At 60.5% G+C, this 23,765-nt stretch carries 16 protein-coding genes; 6 read left to right on the forward strand and 10 right to left on the reverse strand.

Features of this window, described 5'->3' with window-relative positions; genetic code table 11:
- Positions 1-61 precede the first annotated feature (61 nt).
- The 3 genes from aroA to A3OQ_RS0106970 all read left to right on the forward strand — a co-directional run bounded on the left by aroA (position 62) and on the right by A3OQ_RS0106970 (position 2,936).
- Complete coding sequence (gene aroA / locus A3OQ_RS0106960) at positions 62-1,351, forward strand: 3-phosphoshikimate 1-carboxyvinyltransferase (protein ID WP_425280301.1); 1,290 nt, start codon at positions 62-64, stop codon at positions 1,349-1,351.
- The gene (gene cmk / locus A3OQ_RS0106965) at positions 1,348-1,977 is read left to right on the forward strand and encodes a (d)CMP kinase (RefSeq protein WP_020174651.1); all 630 of its coding nucleotides are present in this window, start codon (positions 1,348-1,350) and stop codon (positions 1,975-1,977) included. The genes aroA and cmk overlap by 4 nt, the downstream gene beginning before the upstream one ends.
- A gap of 461 nt (positions 1,978-2,438) precedes the next feature.
- Positions 2,439-2,936, forward strand: a complete 498-nt coding sequence (locus A3OQ_RS0106970; RefSeq protein ID WP_026595588.1) for a hypothetical protein — start codon at positions 2,439-2,441, stop codon at positions 2,934-2,936.
- A 51-nt stretch (positions 2,937-2,987) separates the two neighbouring features.
- Here A3OQ_RS0106970 and A3OQ_RS0106975 read toward each other — a convergent pair whose 3' ends face one another.
- The 7 genes from A3OQ_RS0106975 to A3OQ_RS0107005 all read right to left on the reverse strand — a co-directional run bounded on the left by A3OQ_RS0106975 (position 2,988) and on the right by A3OQ_RS0107005 (position 12,738).
- A complete protein-coding gene (locus A3OQ_RS0106975) occupies positions 2,988-5,309 on the reverse strand; it encodes an efflux RND transporter permease subunit (RefSeq protein ID WP_425280302.1) in 2,322 nt (773 codons plus the stop codon).
- 216 nt (positions 5,310-5,525) lie between these two features.
- Positions 5,526-5,750 (reverse strand): formate dehydrogenase subunit delta, encoded by a 225-nt coding sequence (locus A3OQ_RS0106980; RefSeq protein ID WP_020174654.1) that lies wholly within the window; start codon positions 5,748-5,750, stop codon positions 5,526-5,528.
- On the reverse strand, positions 5,737-6,606 hold the full coding sequence (gene fdhD / locus A3OQ_RS0106985; RefSeq protein WP_020174655.1) for a formate dehydrogenase accessory sulfurtransferase FdhD: 870 nt from the start codon (positions 6,604-6,606) through the stop codon (positions 5,737-5,739). Before fdhD ends, A3OQ_RS0106980 begins: the two co-directional genes overlap by 14 nt.
- 12 nt (positions 6,607-6,618) lie before the next feature.
- Positions 6,619-9,477, reverse strand: coding sequence for a formate dehydrogenase subunit alpha (fdhF, locus tag A3OQ_RS0106990; protein WP_020174656.1), 2,859 nt, complete (start codon positions 9,475-9,477; stop codon positions 6,619-6,621).
- 12 nt (positions 9,478-9,489) lie between these two features.
- Positions 9,490-11,052: a formate dehydrogenase beta subunit gene (locus tag A3OQ_RS0106995; protein WP_020174657.1), complete on the reverse strand. Its 1,563-nt coding sequence runs from the start codon at positions 11,050-11,052 to the stop codon at positions 9,490-9,492.
- Complete coding sequence (locus tag A3OQ_RS0107000; RefSeq protein ID WP_020174658.1) at positions 11,049-11,522, reverse strand: formate dehydrogenase subunit gamma; 474 nt, start codon at positions 11,520-11,522, stop codon at positions 11,049-11,051. The genes A3OQ_RS0106995 and A3OQ_RS0107000 overlap by 4 nt, the downstream gene beginning before the upstream one ends.
- A 322-nt stretch (positions 11,523-11,844) precedes the next feature.
- On the reverse strand, positions 11,845-12,738 hold the full coding sequence (locus A3OQ_RS0107005) for a LysR family transcriptional regulator (protein ID WP_026595589.1): 894 nt from the start codon (positions 12,736-12,738) through the stop codon (positions 11,845-11,847).
- Positions 12,739-13,037: 299 nt separating this feature from the next.
- Here A3OQ_RS0107005 and A3OQ_RS0107010 point away from each other — a divergent pair, with 299 nt between their 5' ends.
- Positions 13,038-14,324: an energy transducer TonB gene (locus A3OQ_RS0107010; RefSeq protein WP_210162190.1), complete on the forward strand. Its 1,287-nt coding sequence runs from the start codon at positions 13,038-13,040 to the stop codon at positions 14,322-14,324.
- 123 nt (positions 14,325-14,447) lie between these two features.
- Here A3OQ_RS0107010 and A3OQ_RS0107015 read toward each other — a convergent pair whose 3' ends face one another.
- Together A3OQ_RS0107015 and A3OQ_RS0107020 are read right to left on the reverse strand one after the other, a co-directional pair.
- Positions 14,448-15,968: a GumC family protein gene (locus tag A3OQ_RS0107015; protein WP_020174662.1), complete on the reverse strand. Its 1,521-nt coding sequence runs from the start codon at positions 15,966-15,968 to the stop codon at positions 14,448-14,450.
- Positions 15,969-16,014: 46 nt separating this feature from the next.
- Positions 16,015-17,442 (reverse strand): VpsF family polysaccharide biosynthesis protein, encoded by a 1,428-nt coding sequence (locus A3OQ_RS0107020; RefSeq protein ID WP_020174663.1) that lies wholly within the window; start codon positions 17,440-17,442, stop codon positions 16,015-16,017.
- 718 nt (positions 17,443-18,160) lie between these two features.
- On the opposite strand from A3OQ_RS0107020, the gene A3OQ_RS0107030 reads away from it, so the two are divergent.
- The gene (locus A3OQ_RS0107030; protein WP_020174665.1) at positions 18,161-19,573 is read left to right on the forward strand and encodes a mannose-1-phosphate guanylyltransferase/mannose-6-phosphate isomerase; all 1,413 of its coding nucleotides are present in this window, start codon (positions 18,161-18,163) and stop codon (positions 19,571-19,573) included.
- A gap of 131 nt (positions 19,574-19,704) precedes the next feature.
- Here A3OQ_RS0107030 and A3OQ_RS0107035 read toward each other — a convergent pair whose 3' ends face one another.
- Positions 19,705-21,168 (reverse strand): exopolysaccharide biosynthesis polyprenyl glycosylphosphotransferase, encoded by a 1,464-nt coding sequence (locus A3OQ_RS0107035; protein WP_152428346.1) that lies wholly within the window; start codon positions 21,166-21,168, stop codon positions 19,705-19,707.
- Between the two features lie 405 nt (positions 21,169-21,573).
- On the opposite strand from A3OQ_RS0107035, the gene A3OQ_RS0107040 reads away from it, so the two are divergent.
- Positions 21,574-23,595, forward strand: coding sequence for a GumC domain-containing protein (locus A3OQ_RS0107040; protein WP_020174667.1), 2,022 nt, complete (start codon positions 21,574-21,576; stop codon positions 23,593-23,595).
- Positions 23,596-23,765: the final 170 nt, after the last annotated feature.

Genomic DNA, 23,765 nt, shown 5'->3' on the forward strand with positions numbered 1-23,765 from the left:
ATCTCAAAGCACGTCTCTCGCCTCTGTTCCAGCTAAGCTTACGGCTCTGCCGTGCGGCCCTCTGCGCGGCAGCCTGAAACCGCCTGGGGACAAATCCATGTCCCACCGTGCTTTGATTTTCGGGCTTCTTTGCATCGGCCGGACCCATATAGAAGGACTGCTCGAAGGGGAAGATGTTTTACACACGGCCGCGGCCTGCCGGGCGCTGGGTGCCAAGGTCGAAAGGCTGGCCCCCGGCCAATGGACGGTCTGGGGCGCCGGGCTCGGCTCATTGCTCGCGCCGCGCGATACGCTCGACTTCGGCAATGCCGGCACTGGGTCCCGGCTGATGATGGGGGTTGTCGGCGGCCACGGCATATTTGCGCGATTCGATGGTGATTCGTCGCTCCGCAAACGCCCGATGCGGCGGATTCTCGATCCGCTCACGCTGATGGGGGCAAATGTCGTTTCGGAAGCTCCGGGCGGCTGTTGCCCGATCGAACTCGCCGGCACGAATGAGCCGAGCCCGATCACCTATCAAACGCCCGTTGCTTCGGCTCAAATCAAATCGGCCGTTCTGCTGGCCGGCCTGAATTCGCCGGGCTCCACGACGGTGATCGAACAGGAAGCCAGCCGCGATCACACCGAAAAAATGCTGCTGCATTTCGGTGCCGAGGTGCAAAGCGAGGCTTACGGCAAGCATGGCCGCAAAATCATCCTGAAAGGCCGGCCGAAGCTCATGCCGGCGGAGGTGATCATTCCCGCCGATCCGTCCTCGGCGGCCTTTCCGCTCGTGGCCGCTCTGATCGTGCCCGAATCCGAAATCATCATTGAAGCCATGATGATGAACCCTTTACGGACCGGTCTCCTCACGACATTGTGCGAAATGGGCGCCGATATCGAGGTCCTCGACCGCCGAATCGAGGGCGGCGAAGAGGTAGCGGATCTGCGCGTGCGCGCCTCCGCGCTGCGCGGCGTCGATGTGCCTGCCGCCCGCGCCCCGTCCATGATCGACGAATATCCGATTCTGGCCGTCGCCGCGGCTTTTGCAGAAGGCGAGACGCGCATGCGCGGGCTGCATGAGCTGCGCGTCAAGGAATCGGATCGCCTCGCCGCCGTGGCCGAAGGTCTACGTCAGGCAGGCGTCGAGGTGGCGATAGAAGGCGACGATCTGATCGTCCAAGGACAGGCAGGCCTTGTGCGCGGCGGCGGCCTCGTCGAGACCCATCTCGATCACCGCATCGCGATGAGTTTTCTGTGCCTTGGGCTGGCGGCGGAAGCCCCGATGGCGGTCGACGACGACAGGATGATCATGACGAGCTTTCCAGGCTTCCGTGCTCTGATGGAAAATCTCGGAGCGCGATTTTCATGATCATCGCGCTTGACGGTCCCGCGGCCTCCGGCAAGGGCACGTTGGCGCGCCGGCTTGCCACGCATTACGGCCTTCCGCATCTGGACACCGGCTTGCTTTATCGCGCAACCGCGCGGGCCTTGATCGATCAAGGATATAATCTCTCCGACACGGCGGCGGCCATTTCCGCTGCGCGCGGTCTGGCGCTGACCGATTTCAAGGAAGAGACTTTGCGGGGCCGCGACGTCGGCGCCGGTGCCTCCCTCGTCGGGGCCATCCCGGAAGTCCGCGCGGCGCTCTTCGAGATGCAGAGGGCTTTCGCTCATCGTCCCGGTGGCGCCGTTCTCGACGGCCGCGACATAGGCACGGTGATCTGCCCTGAAGCCGATGTGAAGATTTTCGTGACGGCCAATCCCGAGACGCGCGCGACGCGCCGGGCTTTGGAGCTCAAGGAGCGCGGCGAGAAGGTCGATTACGAGAGCATTCTGGCCGATATCCGCCAGCGCGACGCCTTGGACGCGAGCCGGCCGATCGCACCCTTGAAACAGGCCGAAGACGCATATCGTCTCGACACGTCGAAGCTCGATGTCGACGCCGCTTTCGCCGCGGCCTTGGCCATCGTGGAAAGCCATGTCGGCGCAAAATAGGCATTCTTCAACCTATTTTCCCGGCGAAAGCGCTCCCGCAAGGCCGCGAGGCCTTTACAAATCTCCAGCGATCTTGGAAGGAACCGGCCGCAAAAGCCATGCGTCTTGCCACGCAGCGCAGGTTCTCGCGGGTGGATCTAAGAGGTGAAATCAAATTGTCATGAGGCACCGGGTATATCCGGCGTCCAACCACCAAATAGCAAAAGCGTTTGGCGCATCAAACCGGGCTGGCTCGATTTGATCATCGCTGGGACCGGTCGCGGCTATGCCAAGATCGGGACTGCGCGATGCCCCACACAGCTCAAAATGCGCTAACATGTGCCATGAGGCACGGCAAAATTGTGAGTTTTAATCGAAAAGCCGCCACCGGCTTGCAGCTAGGCCGGTTCGAAACTATCCGCATTGGTCTTACACCTTGACCAATGCGGGCGACGAGGAATGCCGACATTTACGAGGGTCCCATGTCTATTTTGAACTCTAAATCCACTATTTCCGTATTGGGACCGCTCGTGGTCCTCGCCGGTCTCACCTGCACGGCCTCGGCCGCTGGCGGACCTTTTGCGGACTATGCCGGCTATTGGTCCGGTGAAGGCACGATCGCCGTGGCAAACGGCGCCAACGAACGCATCCGCTGCAAGGCGACCTACGCCGTCGACGCGAGCGGTAACGCGCTCAACCAAACCCTGCGCTGCGCCAGCGACAGCTATAAGCTCGAAATCTCCAGCAATGTCATGGTGTCCGGCGGCACGGTTTCCGGTTCATGGAGCGAAGCTACGCGCAACGCTACCGGCAATATTCAGGGCCGCATCAGTGACGGCCGGGTCAGCGGCACGATCGTCGGTGTTGGCTTTACTGCCGGACTTTCGCTCACGACTCACGGTAGAACGCAGTCGGTTACGATCCGGCCGACAGGCGGCACCGACATTCGCGATGTGACGATCACGATGCGCAAGAGCTGATCGGTTTTTCAACATGCGTCTCGCCATGTGCTCTTGCGTGGCGAGACGATTTCAATCCGCGGGCTGCGGTTTTGGCTGGGTGGCCTTCGGCCGGTAGGTGAGGCGGCGCAGAAACATCACCGTCGGGCGCAGGATCAAAAGATCGGCGACGAGCGCCGCGAGCATGGCAAAGGCGCAGAGCCAGCCGAAGAGCCGCAGCGACGGCAGGTCCGAGAAGACCGTGACGGCCAATCCGCAGGCAAGCACCACCGAGGTCAGGATCAAGGCCGGTCCGACGAGAATCGTCGCCCGCTGAACGCTCTCGCCCGGATCTTCATCTGGATTTTCCTCAAGCCGCATGCGGTTCAAGAAATGGATCGTGGCACTTAAGCCCAGCCCGAATGAGACCGTGAGCGCGACGACGCTCGAAAATTGCAAGCCTTGTCCCATGAACCAGAGCAAAGTGCCGGAGGCGACGACCGGAAAAATGCCTGGCGGGATCGCGACCAGCATCACGATGAAGGACCGAAAGGCGAGGCCGATGAAGGCCGCGACGAAGACGATCTCGATCGTCAGCCCGCGATTGAGCTTGTTGATCATATCGGCGCTGTTACGCGCGGCGATCACGGCAAGCCCGGTGACGGCGATCTGATATTGCGGATGCTTGGCCCTGACCGCATTGAGCGCCGCGTCGAGCCTATCGACGATCGGCAGCAATTGGCTCGCGTCCTTATCCGGGATGCGGCCATTGACGATGACGGCATCCTGATCGGCCGAGATGAAGCGGCGGGTCAGATAGGCTGGCAGAACATCGACATATTGTTTGAGGGTCGTGACATCGGATTTGCCGAGTTTCGTCGCGAGCCAGCGGCGCAAGGTTTCGACCGACCATACATTGCCGAGGCCCGCCGTGTCCTCGACGACCTGATGGACTTCGGCGATCGTATCGAGCGTCTCCGGCGCATAAAGCGAGGCGCCCTTGGGGAATTGAATGAGAACATCGACCGGGTTGGCGCCGGTGAGCTTGGCATCGAGCCGTCCGCTCGCCTCGACCGCCTGTTCCTTGTCCGGCACCTGATCGGCGAGACGGTAGCGCGGTTCGAGATTGCTGTAGACGAAGGCGAGACTCGCAACGACGGCGACGCCGATCAGGCTGTAGATGCCGGGGCGTTTCACCATGGCGCCCGCGATCCAGCCGCAGAAGCGGCGCAAAAGATCGACCGCGAAGTCGCCGCCCTGGAACTTGGCCGCGAAAGCCGCTTCCTTGCGCAGAAGCAACATGCCGAACAAGGGCACAAGCGTCAGCACTGTGGCGAGTGCGATCACCGTCGCGATGAGCCCCGCCTCGCCGAAGCTTCGAATCAGGTCCGACTGCGTGAACATCAGCGCGACGAAGGAGAGCCCTGCCGTCGCATGGGTCAGAACGCAGGCCGGGCCGACGATCAGAATCGCCTCGCGCAGGGCCGTCGCCTTGCTTTCGCCTGCTATGAGGCGGTCCCGCGCGGCAAAGGTGAGCTGCATCGAATCCGAAAAGCTGATGACCATGATGAGCGGGGTCATCACGTTGAGGAACATGTTCAGCCGGAAATCGGCCCAGCCGAGACAGCCAAGCACCAGAAGAATGGCGACGAGCGGCGGCCCGGCCGCGATGATCATGAAGGAGACGCGGCGGAAGAAGAGAATGGCGATGGCGCAGCCAGCGATAAATCCGATCGCGTTATAGACGAGGGCATCCTTCTCGACGGCATTGCGGATTTCAAGCTGCATCACCGGCACGCCGGAGAGCTGCGCGATGAGCCCTGTGCCGGCGAGATCCTCGTCCATGGTCTTTCGGACTTCGCCGACCACCTGACTGAGGCTTTTACTTTCGACCACTTTTGGATCGAGCGCCAGGACGATCAGCGCGAGCGTACCGTCGTCGGAGAGAAGCTTGCCGTGGATGATGTCATTGCTCATCACACGGTCGATCAGCTTTTTATAGGCGTCGCCTTCCGGCAACGGTTCCGGAAACAAAGGTGCCGGCAAATGATCGCCGACCGGCGCCTCGCGCGCCGAAAACAGAGAGATGATGCCGCGCGTCCCATCGACGAGCTGCAGGTCGGTGACGAGATCGCGCATCTTCTCGAGCGAGGAGCGTTCAAGAAGATTGGGGCCTTCGACAACCACGAGCACGTCGAATTCGCTCGAGGGAAAACGCTTCGTCACCTCTTCATATTGCTTGAACTGCGGGGTGTCCGAGCGGAACAATTGGCTGAGCGAGTCGTCGACCTTGATGCGGCCGACGCCGAAGGCGGCGGTGATCGCCAAAGCGATGAAGACGGCCAGCATGACCCGGGGGAAACGCAGCGAGACGAGGCCGAATCTTTCAGCCCCGAGCGCCAGCTTGAAACTCAGGCGCTTTAGGGCTTGATCGCCGGTAAGGCTGTTCGGTTTTTGATCGAATGGGCTTCTCGCCACGCCGTTCTCCGCCTGACTGTTCTCATCCCCGCCGCAGGGTCTAGCCTAGAGCGGGAGGGCAGGGAAGGGACGGCACGGTTTTCACGTCATTTGTAGCAGGATAACGCAAAAAAGACGCAATTCCACCGCGCAAACGGCGAAGCCTCGCTAAAATCAGGCCTGCTGCTTGGCTTTGAGATCGATAAGCGCGTCGCGCACGATCTCCTGCAGGCCCGTGCCGCCATGGTCGATATAGGCGAAGATCGCCTCGCGCATGCGCGGTTCCCAGAATTTCTGGATGTGATTGGCAATCCCGGCTCTTGGGTCTTCCGAACGCTGGGTCGCGAAGAAACTGCCGATTTGGTTGGCCATATAGACCAACTTGTCAGGCGATGACATGGCGTACTTCCTTGGGTATGTCCGCGCCGGATGTGATCCGGTGCCTATGCGTGAAAACTTCAAATCCGTCGCCGCGCACGATACCGGCAAGCGTGATGCCCGCGGCTTCAGCCATGCGGATGGCGAGCGCCGTCGGCGCCGAGACGGCAACGAGGATGGGCGAACCGATCACGGCCGCCTTTTGAACCATCTCGACGGAGAGGCGGCTCGTCACGGCAACGACGCCACTGGCCCCCGGCACATCGGCGCGGGCGAGCGCGCCTGCGAGCTTATCGAGCGCATTATGGCGCCCGACATCTTCCTTCGCCGCGATTAGGCCTTGCCCTGGAACGTAGAAGCCGGCCGCATGCACGGCGCGCGTCTCGCGGTTCAGGACTTGTGCGCCGGCCAAGGCGTCGATCGCCGCATGAACGGTGGCGGCGTCGATGTGCAGATCGCCCAAAACAGGTTTCGGCGGCGCGACGGCCTCTTCCAGGCTTTCGATTCCGCAAAGTCCGCAGCCGACCGGGCCTGCCTTCTGCCGCCGCCGGCGCTTCAAAGCATCGCCCTCGACCGGGCCGAGCCACATGCGAAGCTCAAGCCCTTCCGCATGAGTGATGACTTCGAAGCTCGTGATGTCGGCAGGCTTGGCGATAATGCCTTCGTTGAGGCTGAAGCCGACCGCGAAATCCTCCAAGTCGGAGGGCGTCCCCATCATCACCGCGTAGGACCCGCCTTCATAGGTGAGCGCAAGCGCGGTTTCCTCCGGCGCCACCCGCACGCGCTCCTCCACGGCCCCGCCTCGAAAGGCAAGGGTCGCGACAGGGCACGCAGGCGCGGGCGGAGGCAGGTCATCCGCGGGCAGATCATCGTTCATGAACGATATCTATTACTCCGCGGCCACGGCGGCAATGCGGCGGCTTTCGCGCGACAGAGCCTCATATTCCTCCTGCCATTCGGTCGGCCCGTTCGAGGCCGAGATCTGTACGGCCGTCACCTTGAACTCGGGGCAGTTCGTTGCCCAGTCCGAGAAGTCGGTGGTCACGACATTCACCTGCGTCGAAGGATGATGGAACGTCGTATAGACGACGCCCGGCGCGACGCGGTCGGTGACGAGCGCGCGCAGCGTCGTCTCGCCCGCGCGGCTCGCGATCTTGACCCAATCGCCATCCTTGACGCCGCGCTGTTCGGCATCGTGCGGATGGATTTCGAGCCGGTCCTCATGATGCCAGGCGACGTTTTCGGTGCGCCTTGTCTGCGCGCCGACATTGTAATGCGACAGGATGCGCCCGGTCGTCAGCAGAAGCGGGAAGCGCGGGCCGCTCTTCTCGTCCGTCGCGATATATTCGGTGATGACGAACTTGCCCTTGCCGCGGGTGAACTCTTCGATGTGCATGATCGGGGTGCCTTCCGGCGCCTCGTCATTGCAGGGCCATTGCACGGAGCCGAGTTCATCGAGTTTGGCATAGGAGACGCCGGTGAAGGTCGGCGTCAGCCGCGCGATCTCGTCCATGATCTCGCTCGGATGATTGTAATGCCAATCGAGACCGAGCCCTCTGGCGATCAACTGTGTGATTTCCCAGTCGCCATAGCCGTTCTTCGGCGCCATCACTTTCCGGACCGGTTGAATGCGGCGCTCGGCATTGGTGAAGGTGCCGTCCTTTTCGAGGAAGGTGCAGCCCGGCAGGAACACATGCGCGTAATTGGCGGTCTCGTTCAGGAAGAGATCCTGCACGACGACGCATTCCATGGCAGCAAGGCCGGACGAGACGTGATGCGTGTCTGGGTCCGACTGCAGAATATCTTCGCCCTGGATATAGATCGCCTTGAACGTGCCTTCGACGGCGGCATCGAGCATGTTCGGGATGCGCAGGCCGGGTTCGCTGTCGAGCGGACGGCCCCAGGCGGACTCGAACAAGGCGCGGGTGACCGCATCGGAGATGTGCCGATAGCCCGGAAGCTCATGCGGGAAGGAGCCCATGTCGCAGGCGCCTTGCACATTGTTCTGGCCGCGCAGCGGGTTCACGCCGACGCCGGGGCGCCCGAGATTTCCGGTCGCCATGGCGAGATTGGCAATCGCCATGACGGTGGTCGAACCCTGGCTATGTTCGGTGACGCCGAGGCCATAATAGATCGCCGCGTTGCCGCCCGTCGCAAAGAGGCGTGCTGCCTCATAGATCAGATGCGCCGGAACGCCGGAGACCTTCTCGACCTCTTCCGGGGCATGGCGCGGCTCGGAGACGAAAGCCTTCCAATCCTCGAATTCATGCACATCGCAGCGGGTCTTCACGAAGTCCTCGTTGGTGAGGCCTTCGGTGACGATCACATGCGCGATCGAGGTCAAGACGGCGACATTGGTGCCGGGCTTCAAGGGCAGATGATAGGCCGCCTCGATATGGGGCGAGCGGACGAGATCGATGCGGCGCGGATCGAGTACGATGAGCTTGGCGCCTTCGCGCAGGCGCTTCTTCATGCGTGAGCCGAAGACCGGATGACCGTCCGTCGGATTGGCGCCGACGACCATGATCACGTCCGAATGTTCGACCGAGTCGAAATCCTGCGTTCCTGCCGACTCGCCAAAAGCGGTCTTCAAGCCATAGCCCGTGGGCGAATGGCAGACGCGGGCGCAAGTGTCGACATTATTCACCCCAAAGCCGGCGCGGATCAGCTTCTGGACCAGAAAGCTCTCTTCATTGGTGCAGCGCGACGAGGTGATGCCGCCGACGGAGCGCGCGCCATAGGCCTTCTGGATGCGGGAAAACTCCGAAACCACGCGGCCGATGGCCTCTTCCCAGGAGACTTCGCGCCAGGGTTCATGGATCGATTCGCGGATCATCGGCTGGGTAATGCGGTCTCTGTGGGTCGCATAACCCCAGGCGAAGCGGCCCTTGACGCAGGAATGGCCGTGATTGGCCTTGCCGTCCTTATAGGGCACCATGCGGACCAGTTCTTCGCCGCGCATCTCGGCGTTGAAGGTGCAGCCGACGCCGCAATAGGCGCAGGTCGTGACTTTCGAATGTTCCGGCGTGCCGATTTCGATCAGCGCCTTTTCCGACAAGGTCGCGGTCGGGCAGGCCTGCACGCAGGCACCGCAGGAGACGCAGGAGGAGGTCAGGAATTCGCCCGTCTGGCCGACGGAGACGCGGCTGTCGAAGCCGCGGCCCTCGATCGTCAGAGCGAAAGTGCCTTGCACTTCCTCGCAGGCGCGCACGCAGCGCGAGCAGACGATGCATTTCGCCGGATCATAGGTGAAATAGGGGTTCGACTCGTCCTTCGGCAGGGCCAAATGGCTGTCCGGCTTGAAATGGTTGTCGCCATTATAGCCGTAGCGTACTTCGCGCAGGCCGACGGCGCCCGCCATATCCTGCAATTCGCAATCGCCATTGGCGGCGCAGGTCAGGCAATCGAGCGGATGGTCGGAAATATAGAGTTCCATCACGCCGCGGCGGAGCTGCTTCAGGCGCGGGCTCTGCGTGTGAACGACGATGTTCGGCGCGACGGGCGTGGTGCAGGAGGCGGGCGTTCCGTTGCGGCCTTCGATCTCGACAAGGCAGAGGCGGCAGGAGCCATAGCTGTCGAGAGAGTCGGTCGCGCAGAGTTTCGGGATCTGCGTATCCATCATGGCGGCGGCACGCATGATGGAGGTGCCTTCCGGCACGGTGATCGACTGACCGTCGATGGTGAGCGTTACCGTCTTTTCGGATTTGGACGCCGGCGTCCCGAAATCATCTGCAGCGTGATAGGCCATGGAACCGTTTCCTCATTCGGCTGGCTCGAGGTGACGCTTTTTAGGGGCGAAATCCTCGGGAAAATGGGTGATCGCACTCAAAACGGGATAGGGCGTGAAGCCGCCGAGCGCGCAGAGCGAGCCGAGCTTCATCGTCTGGCAGAGGTCTTCGACCAGAGCCATGTTGCTTTCGGGGCTCTTGCCCTCGATGACCTTGTCCAGAACCTCATGGCCGCGCGTCGAGCCGATCCGGCAGGGCGTGCACTTGCCGCAGCTTTCATGCGAGCAGAATTCGAAGGCAAAGCGCGCCTGTTTCAGCATGTCGGCTGAATCGTCGAAGACGACGACGCCGCCATGGCCGATGAGGCCGTCCTTCGCGGCGAAGGATTCATAATCGAAGGGCGTGTCGAACAAAGCGCGCGGGAAGTAAGCTCCGAGCGGGCCACCGACCTGCACGGCCTTCACCGGCCGTCCGGTGAACGGGCCGCCACCGATCTCATCGACAAGTTCGCCGAGCGTGATGCCGAACGCGACTTCGAAAAGCCCGCCATATTTCAGGTTTCCGGCAAGCTGGATCGGCATGGTGCCGCGCGAGCGCCCCATGCCGAAAGCCGCATAGGCCTCCGGCCCTTCCGCCAGAATGAAAGGCACGGCCGCGAGCGACAAGACATTGTTGATGACGGTCGGCTTGCCGAAAAGCCCGACATGCGCGGGCAAGGGCGGCTTGGCGCGCACGAGGCCGCGCTTGCCTTCGAGGCTTTCGAGCAGCGAGGTTTCCTCGCCGCAGACATAGGCCCCGGCGCCGACGCGCACTTCGAGATGGAAGGCTTGCGGAAAGCCCAGGATCGTGTCGCCGAGATAGCCTGCGCGGCTCGCCGCTTCGATCGCGGCTTCGAGTGCGACTTTCGCATGCGGATATTCGGAGCGCAGATAGATATAGCCGCGCGTCGCGCCGACCGCGAGACCCGCGATCGTCATGCCTTCGACCAAGAGGAAGGGATCGCCTTCCATGATCATGCGGTCGGCGAATGTGCCGCTGTCGCCTTCATCCGCGTTGCAGACGATATATTTTTGGCTGCCCTTGGCTTCCGCGACGGTTTTCCATTTGATTCCGGTCGGAAAGCCGGCGCCGCCGCGTCCGCGCAGGCCCGATTTGAAGACCTGATCGACGATCGAGACGGGGCCCGCGGTCAAAGCCTTTTCAAGCCCGACATAGCCGCCATGCGCGCGATAATCGTCGAGCGAACGCGGATCGATGAGGCCGCAGCGCGCGAAAGTGAGCCGCGTCTGCTTGGCGAAAAAGGGGATCTGTTCGACGAGACCTTGATGGAGGGCATGGGCCGCCGCGCCCTCATGGAATTTGGCGTCGAAAAGGCCCGGCACGTCGCGCGCGGCGACGGGGCCATAGCCGACGCGGCCTTGCGGCGTGACGACTTCGACCAGAGGCTCGAGCCAATGCATGCCGCGTGAGCCGTTGCGGACGATCTCGACGTCGATCTTGCGGGCGGCGGCTTCCTTCTCGATCGCCGCCACGAGTTTTTCGGCGCCGACCGCGATAGCTGCCGCATCGCGCGGAACATAAATGCGGATGCTCATTGATCTGTCTCCGCGAGAAGTTCGTCGAGCCTTGCGGAGTCGATCCGCGCCACGATCTCGCCGTCGAGCATGGCGGAGGGCGACAGAGAGCAAAGACCAAGGCAATAGATGGGTTCGAGCGTGACACGGCCGTCGGGCGTCGTCTCGCCGAAGCCGATGCCGAGCGCCGCTTTGGCCCGCGCTGCGAGCTCGTCGCTGCCGCAGGCCTGGCAGGCTTCGGCCTGACAGAGTTTCAGCACATGACGGCCCGGCATCGAGCGTTTGAAATCATGATAGAAGGTCACGACGCCATAGACTTCGGCGCCGGTTTCGTTGAGCGCCGTGGCGATCAGCGGAATGGCTTCGTCCGGCACATAACCGAAAGCATGTTGTAAAGCGTGGAGGATCGGCAGCATGGGGCCTTCGCGCCCCAATTGCCCGGCAATGATGGCCGAGGCCCGCGTTTCGCTCCAAGGTTCGTAAGGATTCATGGGTTTGCCCGTTTTTTTGCTGCGGCAATCTGACCGCTGCCCACGGGCGTATCAATAAAGCTAATCCGTTGAGCAATAGCGAACATCTATCGCTCAGGATATGTGCACTTTGAGTATAAGGGCCAGCTATATATCAAGAAATATAGCTTGTATGCCACTGTTACCTCGGTAGACACCGGCGTACGGGGCGAGCAGAGACCAAAGCCGAAACGCTTCAGGTCTTCGGGGAAAAATTTTTTGCCCGTTGTGATTTTTTCGATCGCAGGGCGATGAGCGCGGCGGAGGCGTCCGGAAATGGCAAAGCTACGCCGGGCATGCCCAATCAGCCATCGAGATTGGGGCCTATTTTCTTGGCGGTTTCGACAAGGGCCGCGGTCAGCGGCGTCATGGGCTCGCGATGCGGCACGACGAGGCCGACGAGGTTGGCCGCTTCGGTTTCGGCGATTGGAATCACTCGGATCGAGTCGGTGACGCCGATGGTTTCGGCGAACTTGGCCGGCATGATGCTCGCCCAATGGCCGGTTTTCACATGGGCGTAAAGAGCAAGCATCGAATCCGATTCGAGCGTCGAAACCGCCTTGAAGCCGGCGTGTCCAAGACGCCGGTCGATGATGCGGCGATTCTGCATGTCGGGCGTCAGCAGGCAGAATTGCAGCGCGCCGATTTCCTCCCATGTTACCCGCTCCTTCTTCGCCAAAGGCTGATCTGGCGCGATGAAGAGGCAATAATGCTCGTGATAAAGCGGCACGGTGTTCACATGGCCGAGCGGCTCATTGTCGAGATAGGTGATGCCGGCATGGATTTCGAGCTGGTCGAGCAGGGTCAAAACCTCGTGCGACCGGCGCGAGAGGATCGTGAATTTGACGTCCGGGTGGCGCGCGCAAAAGGGTGCGGTCAACGCCGCCACCATGCCGAGCGCCGTCGGAATGGAGGCGATCCGCAAATGGCCGGAGAGGCCGCGTTTGAGCGAGCTGATCTCCTGGCGCATCGCCCGCGTGTCGCCGACGATGCGCTTCGCCCATTCGAGCACATGTTCGCCCTCGGGCGTCAGCCCGATAAACCGCGAGCCTCGCTGCACGAGAAGGACGCCCAAGCTCTCCTCGAGCTGCTTTATGGCGGCGGACATGGTCGGCTGGGTGACGCCGCAGGCTTCCGCGGCGCGGCCGAAATGACGCTCGCGCGCCAAGGCCAGAAGAAATTCAAGCTTGTCGATCATAGAATCGATTTTAACGTCATATGCCGAATTGACGAAATCCTGCCTAAAAAAGCAAATGCGCGCGAGGATCGACAGGCAATATGGTTTGGCGGCGAAACTCGGGATAGGCTGTTCTGCCTCGCTTGGCATCCGGTCTATGACAAGATGCCGTCTTGCCGGGTCATCGGAGGATGAGTGAGTAAATCAGGCAGGCAGGACGATACGGTCTCTCCATGACGTCTGTTCGCGAGTCCCGAGATCTTCAGGCCAAAGATCTTCCGTCCGAGGAAATTCAGTCCAAGGATCCGGAAGACCCCGACATGTCCCGGATTCTGGCCGAGGATGAAGGCCTGCCCCAGCCGGCGCGGTCCTGGAGTCAGCGTCACTTCTTTGTCATTTTTATCGCCTGTTCGCTGGTTTTTCACATTGGCTTGATCTCGTTCGTGGTCCTTTTCGATCCGACACGGCAATTGTCGACGCAGGCCGTCGAAATTCCCGTCGAGCTCGTGAGCGAGGATCAGACCGGGCCGAAGGGCGGTTCGGGTCAGCCCGCCTCCGAGGCCAAGGCGCCTGCGCAGCAAGATCAAAAGTCTGGCGGCGGTTCACCCCCGGAAGGCGCCGGGAAGCCCGACCCGGCAAAGCAGGCGGCCTCCAACGACAAGCCGGGCGGGGCTCCCGGTGGGGCTGAGGCCAAGCCGCAAGAGCCAAAGCCGCAAGAGCCCCAGACTGAAAAGCCTCAACCGCAGGCGGAAAAACCTCAGCAGCCACAGGCAGAAAAACCGGCTGAGCCGCCAGTGCAACAGGCCAAGGCGCCTGACGACAAGCCGGCTGAAAATAAGGCAGAGGACAAAAAGCCGGAAGACCGGAAGCCGCAAGAATCAAAGTCAGAAGAGAAAAAGCCGGAAGAGAAAAAGCCGGCGGAGAATAAGCCGCCCGAAAGTAAATCGCCGGAAAGTAAATCGACGGCGGCCGAAACCAAGCCCGAGCCGGCGCAGAAGGACGTTGCTCAAAAGCCGCCGGCGCCTGCGCCTGAGCCGCCGAAACCGGCAGAACCCAAGGCGCAAGCAGCCGCGCCGAAACCCTCGCCTCAGCCGCAGCGGCAGCCCGCGCAGCCGCAGCAAGCGCAAGCTCCGATGCAATCACGCGAGGAGGCGCGCCGGGCCTTGGAGGCCGCGGGTATCCTTCCCGAACAGCCGCCGCAAAGCCAACCGGCGCCGCAACCGGCCGAACAACAGCAGCAGGCCGCGTCCATGCCGAAATTCTATCAGCCCGAGGACAAGCTCTCTCTCGCCATTCCAGCGCCGATGCCGACCGACGAGGCAGACTCGGAGGCGGTGCCTTATAAGCTCGTCGTCTTCGGGATGCTCGAGCGCGTCAAGGAATATCCGCAAAGCGCGCGCGCGCGTCACGCGACGGGACATGTCGTCATCTCCTTCTCGATCGACGACAATGGGCAGCCCCAATCTATCGAGATGCTCCGGTCGAGCGGCGAGGCGGATCTCGATGCCGAAGGCCTTGCAATGGTCGCTCGGGCCGCGCCTTACCCGGTTCCGCCGGCGGGGGCGCAACGCGACTTCGCCATCGACGTCGGATTTGGCGGCTCGTAAACCGGCCTGGCCCGCCTGTCAGATCTCGCGTTCGCGAAGGGCTGGCGCCCCCAGCGGCGGCGGCTGCTTTAAAAGGAAGAAGACCGGCACCAAGCAGCGCGAGACAGTCGCTGCGTGTTTGCCTCACCAGCGGGTCTCGTCCAAATCGTCGCTCGTCTCATCAAGGTAGCGGCGTTTGCGAAAGCCCTTGCGCGGCGGCGCGGCTTTGGCCGGAATTGGCGGGGCACCCGAGATCGGCCTTTCACCAGCGAGGTTTTCGTGAATAAGAGCGGCAGCCATCGCGGTGAAAAGGCCGCCACCGACGCCGAGAAAAAGTATGATCGACTTGCGCGGGCTCGACGGGTTGAGCGGCGGCCGCGCCACGGTGACGATCCGTGCCGGCGGGCTTTCGGCTTCCTGTTCGTTCAGATTGTCTCTGATTTTGGCGAAGCGTTCGTAGGAACCGCGCAGCGCATCGACTTCGCGTTCCAATTGACGCAATGGAACGAGGTTCATGCTCTCCGTGTTCGACTGCGCTTTCAATTGATCGATACGCGCTTCGAGCTGAATTTCATTGGCGTGAGCCGCGGCGTAATCGTCGGCGGCGCCGATTTGGATGCGCTGCAACTCATTGGCGATGAGCTGCTTGACTTTCGCCGCCGAGGCCTCGGCTTCCAACAGGGCGGGATGGCGGCTCCCGAGCGTGTTCGACAATCGTGCGACGTCGCGTTCCGCCATAGCTTGCTCGGAGCGCAGCCTTTCGATCGTCGCCGAGTTCAAAGCTCCAGATTGCGCATCGAGCTGATTGGAGCGCGCCGCGCGGCGGATCTGATCCAATTTGGCTTTGGCCTCGGACTCCCGGCCGCGGGCAAAGCCCAATTCTTTCGTGAGGTCGGATATCTGCTGTTCGTTCGAAGCGAGACCTTCGGTCGTGACGATATGGTTTTCGCTCTTATAGGCTTCGACTTTGTCGCTCGCGGCCTGGATCTGCGTTTGCAGCGTATCCATCCGCTCGCGCACCCATTTCAAATCGCTTGTGGCGGATTCGATGCGGTTTTCGACTTGGTTGTCGATATAGGCATGGGCGATGGCATTGGCGATATTCGCCGCCTTCACGGGATCGACCGAGCTGACCTGGATTTCGACGAGATAGGTCCGCTCCGGGCGCTTGATGGTGATGGCTTCGTCGAGCGCCTTCAAGACAGGTGTGAGATCCTCCTTCGACGGATCCTTGGCGCGGCCGAAAAGCCTGGCCAGCAGTCCCGGCGGCTTCAATCCGAATTCGGAATCATGTTCGAGGTTTTGCGATTTGACCACGCGGAGCAAGACCTCCTGCGAGGTCAGAAGTTTGACCTGGCTGTCGATCGTGCTCGCATCGGTGGAGCTTGTATTTGGCTGAGACGGATCGACGCTCAGCCCGCGCCCTAAGCGCGGATCGATGAGGATCGATGCCGAAGCATAATAATGCGAGGGTGCGATTACGAGATAAAGAAGCGCCAAGCCAATGATAGCGAGGAACGCGATCAGCATCGTCAATTTGCGCCGGCGAAGGGTCCTGAAAAACGCGCGGAGATCGAAATCATTCGACGCGTGATCGTCTTCCCAGGCTTTGGAGGGAAGGTGTTTTTCGGAAAATTCGCTGAGGCCGAAGCTCTGCGCCGCCATTGGTTAATCCGCCCGCAACGTGGCGTGGTGCGATATCGGGTGCATTTTAACTTATCGCACGCGATTGTTTACCAAATTCTTTTACCGGTTGGGACCGGCGACCGGGGCCGCCAGTTGCACCCGACCTGTCCTTGCGCAGGAAGAGCAGGATCATGACGGTTTCCATGCCGAGCGCTGGCGTCTTACCTGCCAGCGAAGCGGAGGTGCTGGCCGTGAGGAAAAAGGTTAGTAGGATCAAGGCTGTACCGCGCCCACTCATTTTGACCATGGCATGACAGAAGCAAGCGAGGCCGATGAAGATGACGGCGCTGATGAGTGCGCCATAGATCAAAGGCATGCCGACCCAGAAGCTTTCGATGCCGAATTCCAGTCCTTCCATCCTTTGCCAAGTTGCGGTCAGAGCCTGATCCGGTCCGAACAGCAGATCGTAGAAGGAGATGGGGCGAAACATTTCAAACATCGTCACGCGCGTCGCCGCGCTGCCTGCGTCGCTGCTGAAACGCTCGATCAGGCGATCGAAAAACCCGGCCTCAGCAAGGTAGGCGCAAAAGCCGGCGAAGACCGGTACGCATAAGACCGCGGCGATCGCAGCATTGCGGCTCACGCGTTCGCGCTGCAGCAAAAAGACGGCAAAGCGACGCACGAGCAGCAGGCTGCCGAAGAGGATCGTCAAAATCAGCGAAACGCGGCTTCCGAACGTCACCATGGAGGCGAGTTCGATAAGCAGCAAAGGCAGCCGCACGATATTGGGAATCCAGCCGGCCCCAGGCGACGCGAGAATGAGAATGAAGGAACCGATGATCAGACCATTTTGCAGCGGATGGCCGAGCAGCGCCGTGGCGCGCCACTCCAACTCGAGCGCCGCGCGCCAGTCGAAGATGAGATCCGTGCGTGACGGATCGCCGGTCACGCCTTCCGGCAGGTTGAACGCCACCAGCCGCCAGTTCAAGAGATATTCGGCAAGCGCAATGAAGGCGTTGGCGCAAAGCACGAGACCGAGCACCAAGGCCAGAAGTCTGGCTGCGCGTTCATCGAGATCCTGCAGAAGAAGCGCGAAGATGATCGGCAAAAGAAACGTGTCGACCATCGGCGTGAACGGCACTTTGAGAAACAGCACGGTATAGACGGTCGCGACGAGATAGGAGCCGGCAAACAGAAAAAGACCCATCCGATTCGTCAGCAAATGCCAAAGCAGTTTGAGCGGCTCGCCGGAAGAGGCCAAACGCAGCGCCAGGGCCAGCATGGCGAGGAGAGTGCCCGGATGCATTTTTTCGAACGGCGATCCGCCGGCCGTCTCGTAATTGATCCCGAACTTGGCCAAAACGAGCGGCGATATGGTGAAGAAAACGACGATCGACAGCATGGTCATGAGATAGGCGCCAAGACGCAGGAGGCGCGCGACGACGGGCTGCCTCAGCGAGGGCAGGCGGCCGCTCGGCGCGATCGCGAGATGGCTGTCCTGGAGAATGTTCACGCCGTCAGGTCTTTCAACACGCCTCGCAACCATCTCGATCCGTCCGCGAAGAGCCGCGCGGCGGCTTCCATCAGGGGGATCGCTTCGATCACTTTATTTTAAGCCGCTTTCAAAAGATTTGATGAAAGCGGGGAAGTTCGTCTCAGTCTAAGGCCCATCCAGAAATTTGCTCAGGATGTAACAGTCAAAGACTGAAGGCGTGATTATGGCTATTTTGGATAGTCAGACACGAATGTTTGACTGTTTCCAATTAATTTGTGGAAATAGAGTCCTTGATCGGTCCAGCTTAGACGGGAAGGCTCCTTCCTCTATTGCTAAGGCATTGAGCCACTTGCCATTATTTATTGTCCTGTTTTGCAGGCTTATTTGAGTGTTCCTATCAAAGATGAGCAGCTTTGCTGGCCTTGCTGCCGGATGCGATCCGATCCGACGCCCTTACGCATGGGTTTTGCGGAGCCGCACGGCGTCGATCCGTTAAACAGACTGCATGGAACTTGGGTCGATCGTGGCGTTCCGCGCTTTTTTGAAAGGGCATTTAGGATTTCGGCGATAGATTGCATCAGCCGACGGGTCTCTTTGGAAAAAGGCATTCCCGCTTCGCAAAAAGGGTGTGATATCGATGCAGGGAGTTGATCGTCTCGCTGATCGGCGCGCACTGCCGATTTATCCAGGTTGAGGCACGCATTCCCGCGTCAATGCCTATCGAGGTCAAGAGAACGTGCTTAAAATTCTTCCGGTGATCATGTGCGGTGGAACGGGAACCAGGGTTTGGCCGGAGTCGCGCGAAAGTCTGCCCAAGCAATTCATTCCGCTCGTCGGCAGCAGCTCCACCTTTCAGATGAGCGTCGAAAATCTCGCCGATCCGGTGTTCGAAACGCCGATCGTGATTTCCAATCGCGATTACCGCTTTCTCGCAGCCGAACAATTGCAGCTCATCGGCCGGTCCGCGCAAATCATTCTCGAGCCCGTACGCCGTGATTCAGGTCCAGCCGTCGCCGTCGCGGCGGAACTCGCGGCGCGGATGTCGCCCGACACGATCGTCGCCGTTTTAGCCGCCGACCATGTGGTGCAGGACCGCGCCGGCTTTGTGGCTTTGTGCAAAGAAGCGGCGGTCGCGGCTGCCGCGGGCTTCATCGTGACGCTCGGGATCAAACCGCGCGAAGCGGCGACGGGCTATGGCTATATCAAGACGGGCAAGCCGATTTTCGCCGACGGCAGCGTATTGAAGGTTGAGGGCTTCGTCGAAAAGCCGGATGCGGCCACGGCAAAACGCTATGTCGACGAGAACTACCTTTGGAACTCCGGCAATTTCTTTTTCCGCGCCGATGTCATGCAAGCCGAACTGCAGCATTACGAGCCGCGGATGATCGAGGCGGCCGCCGAGGCGGTGGACAAGGCGCAAAGAGATCTCGATTTCACGGTTCTCGACTTGGGCGCCTTCGCCCAGGCGACGCAGAAATCGATCGATTATGCCGTCATGGAACATACCGATAAGGCCGCAGTCATCCCGGCCGATATCGGCTGGTCGGATGTCGGCACATGGTCGGCCGTTTGGGAGCTTTCGGAACGCAATGAAATCGGCAATTCGATCCGTGGCCGCGGCGTCGTCATGAACGCGAACAATGTGCATATTCGCTCCGAAGAGCTTCTGACGACCGTCGTCGGCGTCGATAATATTATCGTGGTGACGACGCAGGATGCCGTGCTCGTTCTCGACAAGGACCGCGCCAATGAGGTCAAACAGCTTGTCGACCAGTTGAAATGCGAGAACCGCCGCGAGGTTTTCGAGCATAAGCGCTCCTACCGGCCATGGGGCTATTATCAATCGGTCGATGAAGGCGCGCGCTACCAGGTCAAGCGGATCGTCGTGAAGCCCGGCGAGCGTCTATCCCTGCAAAAGCATTTCCATCGCGCCGAACATTGGATCGTCGTCAAGGGCATCGCCGAGGTGACCCGCAACAACGAGCTGCATCTCGTGCATGAGAATGAATCGATCTATCTGCCGATCGGCTCGACGCATCGCATGGCCAATCCCGGCAAGATCGATCTCGAACTGATCGAGGTTCAGACCGGGTCCTACCTTGGCGAAGACGATATCATCCGCATCGAGGATGTTTATAATCGCGGTTGAATGAGGGTCAGAACCTACCGTCGGCCCGTCATTGCGAGGAGCAAAGCGACGAAGCAATCCAGGGGTGAAGGAGCCGGTTCTGGATTGCTTCGCTTCGCTCGCAATGACGTCGAAATAATTGGGTTCTGACCTCAATAGGCGTTGCTATAGGCCTTTTTCGACGTAACGGTCAGCCAGAGAATCTGGATGTCGAACAGCAAAGACCAATTGTCGATATAGTAGAGATCGTAGGCTATTCTCTGCCGGATTTTTTCGTCCGTGAAGGCGCCGCGAAATCCATTCACCTGCGCCCATCCCGTGATGCCGGGCTTCACATTGTGGCGTCTGGCATAAAGCCCGATGAAGGGCTCGAAAAGCTGGTCATGCGCCAGCGCGTGAGGGCGCGGGCCGACGAGGGACATTTCACCGCGCAGCACGTTCAATAATTGCGGCAGTTCATCGATATTGAAGCGGCGCATGAAACGTCCGAGGCGCGTCACGCGACTATCGTTTTGCGTCGCCTGTTTCACATTGGCGCCGTCTTCGAGCGTGGTCATCGAGCGAAACTTGAAGATGCGAAACGGCTCCTGATTGAAGCCGTAACGGCGCTGCCGGAAAATGACGGGGCCGGGACTATCGCATTTAATGGCGATCGCGACGGCCAAAAAAAACGGCAAGAGAGCGAGACATGCCATGCCGGCCAGCGTCACATCGAGGGCGCGTTTGACGAACACCTCGGCCGGCGACAGCGGGCGGTGGACGAGATTGAGACTGACCATCTGCCCGATCTTGCACACCTGTGCATCCATGAAACGATCGAGCACGCGCTCCGGGCCGAGGTGGATCGAGGCCGGTATGCGCAAAAAGGCATTGATGCATTCATCGATCGTTTCCTTATGCGACCAAGGAACCAGGATGAAAATATCGTCAGGCCGCAAAATGCGCGCATAGGCGCTTGCGAGCGCCAAATCTTCCTTCAAATGCTCCCGGCCGCGCAGGACCGACGCGGCGCTGACATGCATGCCGAGGCGCCAGGGTTCGTAATCTTCCGAGAATTGCGTGACCTCATCTTCGAAGCCGACGAGCAGCACGCGCCTTGTCGCGATACTGCCCGCTTCGGCGCGCCAGCGCACCCATTTGACGAGCAGCGCGCGGGCGAGAATGAGGTGGAACAGGCTGGCGCCGTAAAAGACGGCGGCTTGAAAAAGCGAATGGTCGAGGGCCGTGCGCGTCCAGAAACTGATCGCGAAGACACATAGAAACGCGATGTTCCAAGGCAGGAAGACGCGCTGCGTGCAGTCCTTATAGGCCAGGTAATGCACGATTTTATATTCGCTTCGCATCATGTTCGAGGCGAGGAAGAATATGGTGACGATCAATGTCAGCGGCAGGCCGGAGTGCGCCGCGCCTGCGGCCTCAGACCCCGGGGAACATAAAAGCCGTGTCGCCATCGCGGCGACGCCGATCGCGCCGAGATCGCTCAGGACGGCGAGCAGTGCGAAACCGCCTCGGATCAAACTGGTATTGATCCGGGGATTCAGAGCCCAGCCGAGACGCGGCAGCGGCCCGAAGCCCTGACGAGACGAGAAGCCCATCGTTTGATGGCGGCTGGACAAGCGTTAGGTCTCGATTTGAAACAGAGGTGTTGCAAAAGAAGCGTCTTGCCGGGGCGATCAGCTCCTCTCGGGGAGGTGGAGCAACCCGCGTGCCTATGTAACTTTATTACGGCGGCGATTTTCATAGTAAAGATTTGCTTAATCTCTCCTTGGTAGTTTGCCTGAACGACCGATATGCCGCGCTCTTGCAACGCTGGCGGCGGCACGGGTTAGGGGCGCCTCGGTTCTTCAATCGTGTTTCGAGCGGACGTGCGGGAATGACGGTCACGCGTCGAACCGCGTCTAGCTAAAGAACCATGCGTCCCGGATCACTTCATGAAGTGATCGATTCTAAAGATTCAGAGGGGAATGCGGGCGGAAACCGCTTTCCGCTTTTCCTCATCCCGCTCTTGCCAGGGTAAGCGCATGGCAAATAGCTGCATCGACATGGACTTCGGCCGAATAGACCTTCAGCGTCTGGTTCCCGATAGCGAAGGAATACGGGCGTTTCGCAACCGGCGTCTCGAGCGATCCCGCCGGTCCTGGATTTATATCGCCTCTGCGGGCTTTTTCTGCCTCGGCGTTTTGAGCGTCGCAGCCGCCATGCGAGAGGATAGGTTCGTCGCCAAGGCGATCATCCTCGCACCCGATGCAGCGCAATCCCATCCTGGCGCACCGCCATTTCTTTCAAAAGTGCCGGAGCTGGTTTTGCAGAGGGTCGTTGAGGCGGAAGGCCTCGCCGACGACCCGGAATTTGTCCCGCAGCAATGGAAATGGATCGCGCGCGCTGGACTTGTTTTCGGATGGAACAATTTCACTTCTGGCAACGATGCCAATCTGGGCCATGCCGTATCGTCCTTGGAACGCGCCGTCAGTTTGAAGCCGCTGCCGCAAGAGGGGCTGGAAGTTGCCGTCGCCTCGATCGAGGCCGGCAAGGCCGCGCGTATCGCAGATTCCTTGGCCGAGGCTCTGGTCGAAGACCAAAAAGAGCAGGCGGCTGAAAAAGCAACGCAAAGCCGAAAGGCCGTGGCCGATGCAGTGGCCGATTTTGGGACCCGTCTGCAAACGGCCCAACAGAGGCTGGCGAATGCCCAAAGCCAGCAAGATCAAGACGGCGATATGACCGCATCGATTGGCACCCGCGCGCCGGGCGATGCGGCGGCGGTCGTCGCTGAGGCAAAAGGTGACGTCGATAGAATTGCGCACGCGCTGGCGACAGGGCAAACCGCGGGCCTCAACGACCTCCATTTTCCGACGCCGGACCTCGATCGCTTGGCGGCTCAATATGACGAACTCCGGCAGCAATTCGAAAAACGCAAATTGACCTTGGGTGACAAGCACCCGGAACTCGTCGCGCTCGAAGGCCAGCTTCGCGCTTTGCAAAAGGAGATTCATGGCCAATGGCAGAAGGCTGCCGATAGCGCGAACCGCAACTATCGCTTGGCGCAGGCCCGTCTGCTGGCTTTCGGCCGCGAGACGCGGGCGGCCTCCGACACCGGACCCAATGCCCTTCAGGCACCGATCGAAAAACTGCAGACGGACGTGGATCTGGCGCGCGGCGATTACGAACATACCTTGGAGCTGCAAGCCAAAGCGGAAAGGTCTGCGGAGAGTCAGCCGAATTGGAGCATGATGCGGGCGCAAGTTCCGCAATCCACGACGCATGATCCGCGCGGCTTTGCCTTGGGCGCCGTGCTGATGCTTGGCTCCATGTTCGGCGCCGGACGTACATTGGCGAAGGGCTGGCTCAGCAGGCCGCGTCAGCCGGCGGTCAAGGAGACAGATAAGAAGGCAGATAAGAAGAAAGCGCCGGACGCCGCTCCCGGCGTCTTTCCTATCCCGCGCATCAGGCGCGAGTGGATTTGGGAGAGGCTGAAACTGAAGCCGCCGCTCGATGCCGCCTGCCAGGAAGTCATGGACCGGCCCCGGTCGGATTTCAGCCGCGCGATCGAACATTTGTTCGAGCTTGAAACGAATGCCGTCTCGAGCCGCACGATGAAGGTTCTATGTGTCTCGAAAGAAGACAAATTGGGCGCGACGACCATCGCGGTGAACTTTGCCCATGTGGCGGCGAAGGCTGGCCGGCGCGTCTTGTTGATCGAGGCCAATCGGCGGCGCCCCGTTTTGGCCTCATTGATAAGCCCCAACGTTCGTGTGAATTTAATCGAACTCAATGGAGCGAAGCGCATCATCTGCCAATTGCGCCCGAGGCTTTCGGTTATTCCGCTTTTCGACGAGGAGACCGAAAGCCTTCTGAAGGCGCGCGCGCATCACATCATCAAGGGCATAGGCGGGCATTTCGATGTCGTCATTCTCGATGGCGGCCGGTTTGTTCAAGACGATGACGAGATGATGGATATGGCCGGGGCCGTTAACCGCGTTTTTCTTCTCACGCCCCAGGGGATCGAATGCAAGCCGGGCGGGAAGGCTTTCGGATCAAGGGTCTGAGACATCCGTCTCGGCTTCGTTCAAGCTTTATGGGGCGCCGCGGATGCAATGCCTCTCGACGAGACGCAAGGCTCTAGCTCGAAAAGCCGCGAAAACTCCGGCTATTTTGCATGAGTTTTTTTACGATGCGGCAAGGAAGCGGATTGTTGCCCTTTTGGCGATGTGAGAGA

The sequence above is a fragment of the Methyloferula stellata AR4 genome, assembly GCF_000385335.1.
Lineage (GTDB): Bacteria > Pseudomonadota > Alphaproteobacteria > Rhizobiales > Beijerinckiaceae > Methyloferula > Methyloferula stellata.